At 71.5% G+C, this 9,658-nt stretch carries 8 protein-coding genes and 1 pseudogene; 6 read left to right on the top strand and 3 right to left on the bottom strand.

Translation table 11 applies throughout. The features are described 5' to 3' along the window. Positions 1–267: 267 nt before the first annotated feature. Entirely contained in the window at positions 268–1,740 is a 1,473-nt protein-coding gene (locus ACH4U8_RS24100) for an ATP-binding protein (protein ID WP_395780071.1), read from the bottom strand. A 940-nt stretch (positions 1,741–2,680) separates the two neighbouring features. Here ACH4U8_RS24100 and ACH4U8_RS24095 point away from each other — a divergent pair. From ACH4U8_RS24095 to ACH4U8_RS24070, 6 genes and pseudogenes are all read left to right on the top strand, one after another. Continuing rightward, complete coding sequence (locus ACH4U8_RS24095; protein WP_395780069.1) at positions 2,681–3,436, top strand: hypothetical protein; 756 nt, start codon at positions 2,681–2,683, stop codon at positions 3,434–3,436. Between the two features lie 44 nt (positions 3,437–3,480). Next, positions 3,481–4,548 carry a hypothetical protein gene (locus tag ACH4U8_RS24090; RefSeq protein ID WP_395780067.1) on the top strand — a complete coding sequence of 356 codons (1,068 nt, stop codon included), beginning with the start codon at positions 3,481–3,483 and terminating at the stop codon, positions 4,546–4,548. A gap of 246 nt (positions 4,549–4,794) precedes the next feature. After that, on the top strand, positions 4,795–5,589 hold the full coding sequence (locus ACH4U8_RS24085; protein WP_395780065.1) for an AAA family ATPase: 795 nt from the start codon (positions 4,795–4,797) through the stop codon (positions 5,587–5,589). Positions 5,590–5,729: 140 nt separating this feature from the next. After that, positions 5,730–6,521: a hypothetical protein gene (locus ACH4U8_RS24080; protein ID WP_395780063.1), complete on the top strand. Its 792-nt coding sequence runs from the start codon at positions 5,730–5,732 to the stop codon at positions 6,519–6,521. Positions 6,522–6,919: 398 nt separating this feature from the next. After that, positions 6,920–7,099: pseudogene (locus tag ACH4U8_RS24075) on the top strand (DEAD/DEAH box helicase family protein); the annotation flags it as partial. Between the two features lie 156 nt (positions 7,100–7,255). Beyond that, the gene (locus ACH4U8_RS24070; RefSeq protein WP_395780061.1) at positions 7,256–7,855 is read left to right on the top strand and encodes an RICIN domain-containing protein; all 600 of its coding nucleotides are present in this window, start codon (positions 7,256–7,258) and stop codon (positions 7,853–7,855) included. A 204-nt stretch (positions 7,856–8,059) separates the two neighbouring features. Here ACH4U8_RS24070 and ACH4U8_RS24065 read toward each other — a convergent pair whose 3' ends face one another. Together ACH4U8_RS24065 and ACH4U8_RS24060 are read right to left on the bottom strand one after the other, a co-directional pair. Further along, positions 8,060–8,674 carry a hypothetical protein gene (locus ACH4U8_RS24065; RefSeq protein ID WP_395780059.1) on the bottom strand — a complete coding sequence of 205 codons (615 nt, stop codon included), beginning with the start codon at positions 8,672–8,674 and terminating at the stop codon, positions 8,060–8,062. Between the two features lie 656 nt (positions 8,675–9,330). Next, positions 9,331–9,651, bottom strand: a complete 321-nt coding sequence (locus ACH4U8_RS24060) for a hypothetical protein (RefSeq protein ID WP_395780057.1) — start codon at positions 9,649–9,651, stop codon at positions 9,331–9,333. Positions 9,652–9,658: the final 7 nt, after the last annotated feature.

Below are 9,658 nucleotides of genomic sequence, written 5' to 3'. Positions count from 1 at the left end.
GCACACCACTCGAAGCCCTGCAAAACCACCACGAGCTCGGACTCGCCGCATAAAAGGACAGCGAACAAGGCGTCCGGAAAACGCGGGGCACCTCAGATCGCGGTCGAGGACGGTGGGCCTTTTGATCGCGTGGATGGGCGCCGTCATCCGCAGGCGGCGTGGGGACGCGGGCGCGGGTCCGGGTGTGGGGTTGGGGTGGGTGGACGATCCGTGGCGGGTGCGGCGGGAGGATCGGCCGGTGTCGGCACTCGTCGGGCCGGGTGGGTGTCATGTCCGTCCGTAGAGCGTGTGGAGGTCGACGAGGAGGATGTCGGGGTTGGCGTGGGCTGCGGCGCGGGCCTTGTCGTTGAAGCCGGCTCCGCTGAAGCAGACGAGTCGGGTGTGGGTGGTGTCGTAGCGTCCGGCTTGGCCGATGAGGGTGCGGATGGCGCGGAGGCGTTCGATGTGGGCGATGCCGATGATGTCGTTCCACTTGGCCTCGCCGATGGCGAGCATGGGTGGTTTGGTTCCCTCGGCGATGCCGATGGCGGCGACGTCGATCTCGTGGCCGGTGCGGGCTTTGGGGTCGTGAACGGTGCCGTGACCGACTCGGGCGGGCAGTCCTCCGAGGAGGTCGGGGTCGGCGTGGTGCAGGGTCCAGTCCCGGCAGACCTGTTCGAAGTGGGGGCCCAGGACGTTGCCGGCGAAGCGGCGGCGGCTGGCCTGCCAGACCCGGGGGGCGCTGCCGGGGCGCTCGAGTTGGTCCCAGACCGGTCGCATGATGGCGTGGTGGAAGCGGATGAGTGGTTCGGCGATGCGGTAGGTGGGTCGGTTGTCGCGGAAGACGTCGGCGTCGCGGTGAAGGAGTCCGGCGTCTTCGAGGACGTTGATGGGGTGGGCGATGTCGGTGGCTTTGCGTTCGAGGTAGCCGGCCATGCCGCCGCGGGTGGCGTTGCCGTCGGCGACGGCGGCGAGGACGGAGAGGTACAGGGTGGTGTCGCGCAGGTCGGGTTCCTCGGCGAGGAGGTAGCGGGCTTCGCGGAAGAGGGGTGTCTCGGGGTTGAGGACGGTGCGCACGACCCAGTCGTCGAAGTCGTCGGGGCCGGTGGGGCTGTCACCGCGGGCGAACTCGCGGCGGTAGGCGGGGGTGCCTCCGACGACGGCGTTGACGCGGAGGGCGAGGTGGGGGTCGGTGATGTCCCAGAAGTCCGCGGCGAGGCGGTAGTCGAGGGGACGGACGAGCAGTTCCAGACCCGCGCGGCCGCGCAGGGGGGCGTTGCCGGACAGGAGTTTGCCCATGAAGGACAGGGCCGAGCCGCACAGCAGCAGTCGCGCGCGGGAGGCGGTGCGCTGGTCGCGCAGGGGGCGGAACGCCTCCTGGATGACGGAGGGCAGTTCGGGATTGGCCTTGGCGAGGTAGGGGAACTCGTCGATCACGACGGGCACCGGCCGCTCCGCTCCGAGGGCGAGGAGCGCGTCGACCACCTCGAACCAGTTCTCGAAGTGATGGGCGCTGGCGGGTCGGGTGTGGGCGGTGAGGCTCGCGCTGATCCGGCGCAGCGACTCCGCGTCGGCGGCCTCGGTGGCGCCGAAGTAGAAGCCACCTGCGGCACGGCAGGCGGCGTCGAGGAGGAACGTCTTGCCCTGACGTCGCCGCCCTGAGACGACGCCGAGGCTGGCCCCGGATTGCTCGTCGGTGATGAATCGGGTGAGTGCGGACCATTCGTAGTCGCGATCGAACATCTCGGGGGGCTTGTCCACGACAACCTCGCGTATGGATATAGAAGTACAGTTCCATAAACCATACCTCTATTCGTATGTCACGGCCGCGGTCGATCCCGACCCGGGCCGGCGGGCACGTGGTGATCCGCGCCCGCGGCCCGGCCACCCGCCGCCCGACACCCCCGCAGCGGCCGGGCCGAAGACGAGGTTGTCTCGGCGGCGCACACGACGGTCGGCCGCTCGTGTCGGCACCTCGAGCCGCCGGGCCCCACACGCCGGGTCCGGGTCCGGGCCGCCACCGAAGCCGATGCCGGGTCGGACCTCGAGGCGGGCGCAGCGGTGGACGCGGACACCGTCGGATACACGCCGCGGTACGCGTCCTCCTCTCGGACGGCCGGGGCGAACACCGTGCCGTCGTCGGTCGCCATCGCCGCGATCGCTTCGGGCGATCTCGCTCTCGCCGTCGGGGAACGGGCTGCCCAGGACGTCGATGTCGCGCGGGCCGCAACGGGCCTCGAAACGGGTGAGGAGCAGGCCGCCCCCGAGGATGGAGCGCTTCCTGCCCCGCGGTGGGGCCGTTACGCGGTGGAGCAGGCATTCGAGGGCGTGTTCGACCACGAGCTCGTCGGTCGGGCGGCCGGTGCGGCGGTCCGGGAGAGCGGGTGTGTCCGCTCGGGGAGGACGGCGCCGAGAAGCCCCTGTCGACGGGGCTACCGCCAGGGCCCAGGGCTTCGAGGTCGCGGGTGGGCGGGTGGGCGGGTGCCCGCCGAGGCACCGCGGTAGGAGTTGTTCGAGACCGTCCCGGTGCAGGCACATAAGCACGCATCGGCGTGGCAGCGGCACATCCACGAGATCGAGTGTGGGTTGCCGGACGGCCCGGGCGGTGTGGGGGTGGCGCGTGCGCAGTACGGCCCGGGTCGGTCCATGGCGGAGCGGGAGCGGGCCAAGGCCGAGGAGACGCGGGCGTCGGGGTGGACGGGTGAGTGTGGCGACGGTACAGCGGATGCGCGGCCGGTATCGGCGGCAGGGATTGTGGGGGCTGGTCGACAAGCGCATCATGCGCGGCGCGCGTGCGACCGGGCGCAGCGACGAGCGGGTGGTGGTGGCCGTGTTGGAGGCGTTGCGTCGGCGGCGGGGGCGGTCGAAGGGCACGGTGGAGGGGTTGCGGCGGTTGGTCGGGGAGGTCTTGGACCAGGCGCACGGGCCGGGTGTGGTGGCGTTACCGTCGCGGGCGACGTTCTATCGGTTGGTGAACGCTCTGGCCGATCCTGCGGAGTTGCCGGGGCGGCCGGCGCGGACCGCGAGCGCGACGGTGCCGCCGTTCGCTGCGGTGGGCGCGTCGCGGCCGGGTGAGCGGGTCCGGGTCGACACCACCCGCCTGGACGTGATGGCCGTTTTGGACGACGGCCGGTTGGGGCGGCCGGAGTTGACGATCGCGGTGGACGTGGCGACGCGGAGCATCGTGGCGGCGGTGTTGCGGCCGGAGGGGACCAAGGCGGTCGACGCCGCTTTGCTGCTCGCGGAGATGGCCGTGCCGCATCCGATGCGGGCGCACTGGCCCGAGGCGTTGGAGCTGTCGCGGGCGAGCGTGCCCTACGAACGACTGGCGACGGTGGACCGGCGGTTGGAGGGCGTGGCGGCGAGGCCGGTGATCGTGCCGGAGACGATCGTCGTCGACCGGGGCAAGGTGTTCGTGTCCGAGGCGTTTTGGCGGCGTGCGAGACGTTGGGAGTGAGCGTGCAGCCGGCTCCGCCGCGCAGGCCTGTGGCGAAAGGGGTGGTGGAGCGGACGTTCGGCGCGATCGACACGCTGTTGTGTCAGCATGTGGCCGGGTACACGGGCTCGAACACGAGCGTGCGCGGGCGAAGTGTCGAGGACCAGGCGTGTTGGACGGTTCCGCAGTTGCAGGACCTGCTCGACGAGTGGATCGTCTGCGGGTGGCAGCGCCGGCCCCACGAGGGACTGCGGCACCCGATGATGGTCAGGGCGGCGCTGACGCCGAACGAGATGTGGGGCGCGCTGGTGGGGGCGTGCGGGTATGTGCCGGTGCCGCTCACGGGGCGGGATTATGTGGAGTTGCTGCCGGTGTGGTGGCATCGGGTCACCGACCGCGGGATCCGCATCGACCACCGCACCTACGACCACGAGGTGCTGGGGCCGCTTCGTGGGCGGTCCTCCGGCGTCGTCGCCCGGGACGGGAAGTGGGAGGTGCACCACAACCCGCACGACGGCCGCCGGGTGTGGGTACGCCTGCCGGGTGGGGAGTTCGCCGAGGTGCCGTGGATCCACCGCGACCACGTGAACGCCCCGTTCGACGTCCACGCGTGGAGGTACGTGAGGGAGAGCGTCGAACGACGCGGGGACCGCGAGCGGCACGAAACCGACCTCGCCGGCGCCCTCGCGGCGCTCCTGCGCGAGGTCCGCCCCGCCGTGGGGCCCGCCCGCGGCGAGAGCAGTGAACGCGAGGGCACGGCGGCGGGTCGGGCGGTTCCCGGAGCGCGCCGCGTCGTGGGGCAGGCGGTTCCCGGAGCGCGCCGCGTCGTGGGGCAGGCGGGAAGCGGGCACGACGGGCGGGCCGCGAACTCGGCGAGTGTCACGGGATTCGCCTTCCCGGGGCGGGCACCGGGCGCGGCGGCACACGACGGTACCGGCGCCGGTGTGGAGAGTCCGGACGACCTCGACCTCGACGAGGGCGACGAGTTCTTCGGCGAGGACACGGACTCCGACTCCGAGGCGGGGTCGGGTGGGGTGTCCTGCGGAGGGGGCGGTGGCGGGTTCGGGGTGTACGGAGGGGGCGGTGGCGGGTTCGGGGTGTACGACGCGCATGCCGAGGCCGAGTCGTGGTGACCGGCGCGGAGGCGGTGGAGGGCCGGTGGCCGTCGCCCGTGACGTGGGACGGGTTCCGGGACTTCGTCGAACGGCCGCCCGTCACACCGCCCGCAGCGGGCGCGGCCGAGCGCGGGATGGAGGAACGCCTGGCGTATCACTCGCGGTTCGCGGTCGTGCGCACCCCGACGATCGACGCGATCTCGCGGACGGTGCGCACCCTGATGATCCCGGGACCACCGGCAGGACACCGGCGCCCGGCCGTGTGTGATCGTCACCGGACCGCCGACCACGGGCAAGACCACCGCGCTGTTGCGGGTGGGTCGGGCGTGCCACCTCGCCGAGGCCGCCCGACGCGGCCGGGGGGTGGAGGGGTGGGTGCCGGTGGCGTACGTCCTGGTCCCGCCCGGCGCCGGCGCGAAGGCCCCGGCCGGCGAGTTCGCCCGCTTCCTCGGGATCCCCGTCACGGCCCGCATGACCCAGACGCGGATCGTCGACGCCGTGTGCCACACCTATCGCGAGGCCGGGGTGAGGCTGGTCGCGATCGACGAGATCCACCGCCTCGACCCACGCACGACCACGGGGGCGGAGGCCGTCGATTTGTCGAAGAGACCTCACCGAACGCATCGGCGCGACGTTCGTGTTCGCGGGCATCGACGTCACGGCGACCGCTTTGTTCAGTGGTGTACGCGGGGGGCGCAACTCGCCGGGCGCGCCACGGTCGTCGACTGCGGGCCGGTCCCCTCGCCGGCGGGGGCGGGCGGACGCCGTTCCGTGACCTGGTCGCGGCGATGGAAACCTGTCTGGCCCCGCGGGCACACCGGGCGGGGACACTGCCCCGCGCGGCGTCGTATCCCCCGCGCCCGCACCGGCGGACGCGTCGGCAGCCTCGCCCGCCTGCTCCGCCAGGCCGCGATCGCAGCGATCCTCGACGGCACCGAGAAAATCACCAAAGGCGGCCTCGACGCCATCGTCCTGGACCACACCGCCGAGGACCACTACCGCCCCCGTGTCACCAGGCGCACACCTGCCGGTGACCGCACACGGCGGCACGGCACGTGAAGGCGACCGGGACCGGTCCGCTCCCGGGAGCAGGAGCAGAGTCGGGATCGGGCGGACTCCCGAGACACGGCGACCTGCGGGGACCGGCTGCCGTACCCGCGTCGCGGGACCGGACCGACACGCGACCGGGCGCGTTTCGTGTGGCTCCCCTGCCCCACGAGTCCACCGCCTCCTGGGTCGGCCGCGACGCGGCGACGTATCGGCAGAGCGTGCCCGAGTTGCCGGACGGCATCGGCATCACCACCACGGGCACGCGGGGCGCCGACGACCGCGACACGACCGAGATCCACCTCGACGACGCCGCGTGGCACCGACTCGCCGTCCTCACCCGAGTCCCCCACCACCACCTCGCACGGGCCCTCCCCCACCTCGCACGACCCCGGGATCGGAACCCGGCCCGAACACCGGACACCGTCGGGGCAACTGTCGGGGCGACCGGGGCCGGCATCGCCTCGTCGCACCGCCCAAGCCCGTACGAACAACCCTCGTGGGCGTGCCCGTGGTGCACCCTGCGCCACACCCGCGGCGCCACCGCACGCGCACGGGCGTACCTGCCCACCCACCGCGTGTGGTGCCCACGGCACGCGTGTCGGAGCACCGACGGGCCCCGACCGCGACTCCTGGACACCCGGGGCCTGCCCGAACTCGCCGACGTGTACAAAAGCCACCGGCGGCTCCTGCGCCGGCCGAACGCGAACAACGCCTACACGTGGGCACAGGCGATCGTCACACGGCGGTACGACCACGAGCTGTACCTCACCGGCCGATGGCGGGCACGAGGACACCGCCTGGGCGCCTTCGACCGAGACCACACGGCCACGGACGGCAGTTCCTGGGCACTGACGGCCCGGCCGGTGATCGTCCATCCCGAAACGGTCACCCTCGCCCGCGCCTACCGGCGACACCCCGACCCGACCGGCACCCGGCCGTGACCACACTCCTCGAACACGTCGCCCACACACTCGGACTCGGCCCCCTCACACCCGGACCCGACGACCTCCTGTGGTCCTGGATCCGCCACCACACCCGACCCCGAAAACCCCACCCGGCCGATCCCCGCGACCACCCGAAACGGGCCCCCAAACCCTGCCGCCTACGGCATCCCCAACCCAACTGCACAAAATCTCGATGCATCCCACAACACCCGCGAAACCCAACGGAAATGAGAAAACCCCAGCCCACACACCCCGCCCGAGCCCACCCGAACACCCACCCCACACCCCGAAAACCCACCCCACCAGCCCTACGCCCGGAACAACCATCCCGACACAACCACGAAACCCCACCCCACACCCCCCACACCACCCCACAACCAACAACCACCCACAACATGGCGGCGCTGCGCGCGGGTGACGGCCCGTGGGCCGGCCTGCGGACGCAGGTCGTGGCCGCGACCGGCACCGGCAAAACCCGCATCGCGGCGGCCTGTGCGGCCCGTCTGGCGCGCCGCGGCCGGGTGTTGGTCCCGGTGCCCACCCTCGACCTGCTGACACAGACCGTGGCCGCCTGGTGTCGCAGCCGTCGTGTCAAGGTATCGACCGCATGGATCATGGCCGGTTTCCGTCTTCCCCTGGCCAACTCAGATTCTGGAAGCTCGTAGCGCGCTCACCCCGGGGCGTCACAAGCGAAGGCATCCATGCAATCGAGAACGCAACGCCCGTACGTCATGCTCCTGTTGCTCTCCCTGGTCGCCGCGTTCCTCGTCGGCACGGCCGGCACCGCAACAGCCGAATCCGCGCCCCCCGTCCCCGTCGCGGGGGCACCGGAGGACCAACCCAGGCTGCTCCAGGAATACCTCGCCAAGCACAAGCCGCCCGGCCTGACGCGAGGATCGGACGACGAGTGGCCCTGGAACAACGAAAACAACCAACTCATCAACTTCTTCAGCCAGAAGTGCATGGTCGCACTGCCGGCCGCAGACCTGTTCGGAGTAATGCAATACCAGTGCAGAGAAGCTTACGCCGATCAAAGGTGGACAATATGGCGCCCAGTTGACTTCCTTAATAGTCGACGTATAGGTGCTGATTTTACGGGCAAATGCCTGCAAGTCGATGGTGCCACGGTCACCACCCAATCGTGCAACGATTACACGCTGGGCCAGGAGGTGATATTGATCATCGACACCACAGCGAGCTGGTTCCAGCTCAAAACCGCGTACGCGTGTGTCTACGCGAACGGCGCCGGCAACGGCGCCCCGATCAGCGCGTACACCTGCGGCAACTACGCCGACCAGTGGTGGACCTGGTACCTCGGCGACGCCAACTGAGCACCGCCATGAAGCCCGGCCGGTCCGCACCCGTCCGGGAGCGGACCGGCCGGGCTCTCTCGTACGCGTCGAGGGCGGGCCCGAGCTGCGACTCGAACCCGTCGTGGGCGCCGGCTGCGCCGGAATCACGATTGGAAATCCCCGAATTCCTTTTCGAATTCGGCGATTTCGGAAATGGGATCGCACCCTGGGTGCACGCGCTTGTCAGCGGCCGCGTGTGCCCGTCTGCGGGCTCCGCGCGGCTCCCGGGCCCCGTGGGCCAGGTTGGGTGTCGCGGGCGTCCGTACGGGCTTGTGGGGCCGCTGCGCGGGTGGTGCTGGTGATCACGGTGTCGAGTGCGGTGGCGGTGTCGCGCAGGATCGCGAGGGTGGCCACGGGGTCGGCGTCGGGATCGAGGGCGATGGCCGCGAGGTGATCGAGGATCCGGGACGCGGGGCCGGCGACCGTGAGCGGCAGCGGCGACGCCACGTCCGCCGACGTCAGCGGGGCCGGTTCGTACGCGTCCAGCGCGGGCCCGGGCATCGTTTCGGGCCCGTCGGCCGGTCCGACGTCGTACGGGTCGACACGGCGCCCGATCCGCCGCCGGACCGGGCGGCGCCCTGTGGGGCCGGCGGAGCGCACCACCGCCCGGTCCTCGGCGGCGGTGGGCGGAAGCAGCGGGAGGACTTCACGCGGGCGCCACCGGGCCTCGGTCCCCCACTCGTACCGGCACCGGTGGCACCGCCACAGGCCGGCCGCCTCCTGGTCGACGTCGGTGGACCAGCACTGCCCGCACCGCACCGGCACGGCGGGTGCCCGCCGGCGTAGACGCCACCTCATCCGGTCCCACTCCCGATCGTCGTCGCGGGGATCAGGATCGCGCACCGCGTGGACGATCCGGCGAACGTCGCGGCCCTGTCGCCGCGTTCGGGCCCGCGGCGGCCGGCCCGCGCGTCACGCTGGTTCCGGTGGCTTCGCGGTTTCGGGAGGGTTCGATGGGGTGGTTCTCGCGGGAGTTCGCTCCGGACGTGATCTTCGAGGCGGTGATCGCGGACGGGGTGATCTAGCCGGCGTTCACCGACGACGACGGCGTTCTGTGGATCGAGGACGACGACGAGGATCTGTGGGTCGTCGTGGACGGCGCGATCGTGGACGGGGTGATCTACGACGCGCACGTGGACGACGACGGCCGGATCTGGATCGACATGGACGACGACTGACCACGAACCGGCCCGGCCGTGACGACAGGCCGTGAACACCCGGCCCGGGTGGAATGGGAGATGTAGCGATATCCCATACCAGTCTGCGCCGAATCAGGTGGCATACAGGCACCTTGACCTGCGGTTGTCCCGGCCGAGGGGGGTCCGATCTAAATCGGACCCCCGAAAGGACCCCGCATTGGCCCCCCGATTGCGGGGGGGCATTGCCGATGATCTTGAACGCCTGATGGTCACGCGATGTGACACCGGCTGTCCTGGGGTCCGCTGCCGGGTCGGTCAGGTACCCCAGGACAGGGTGGCGATGTCGTCCATCTCGCGGCTGTACTCGGCGGCGGCGTCGACGAACGGGGCGAACGCGGCGCGTGCCTGGGCCGGGGTGACGTCGCCTCGGGCCACGGCGTCGACGAGTTCGAGGATGGCGGGCAACTCGATCGCCACGGTTGCGGCTTCGTGTTCGTCCCGACCGCCGCGCGCGCGGACCACGCCGATGGTGGCGGCCACGTCGGGCAGGGTCACGGGTCCGGCGGTGAGGGTGCGGGTCACGGTGTACGGCGTGGTCGGCGGCCCGATCCGCCCGAGGTTGACGTGGAACGGCATCGTCTCT

Source organism: Embleya sp. NPDC020886 (assembly GCF_044333915.1).
Taxonomy (GTDB): Bacteria; Actinomycetota; Actinomycetes; order Streptomycetales; family Streptomycetaceae; genus Embleya.
This window is presented reverse-complemented; position numbering and strand designations above follow the sequence as displayed.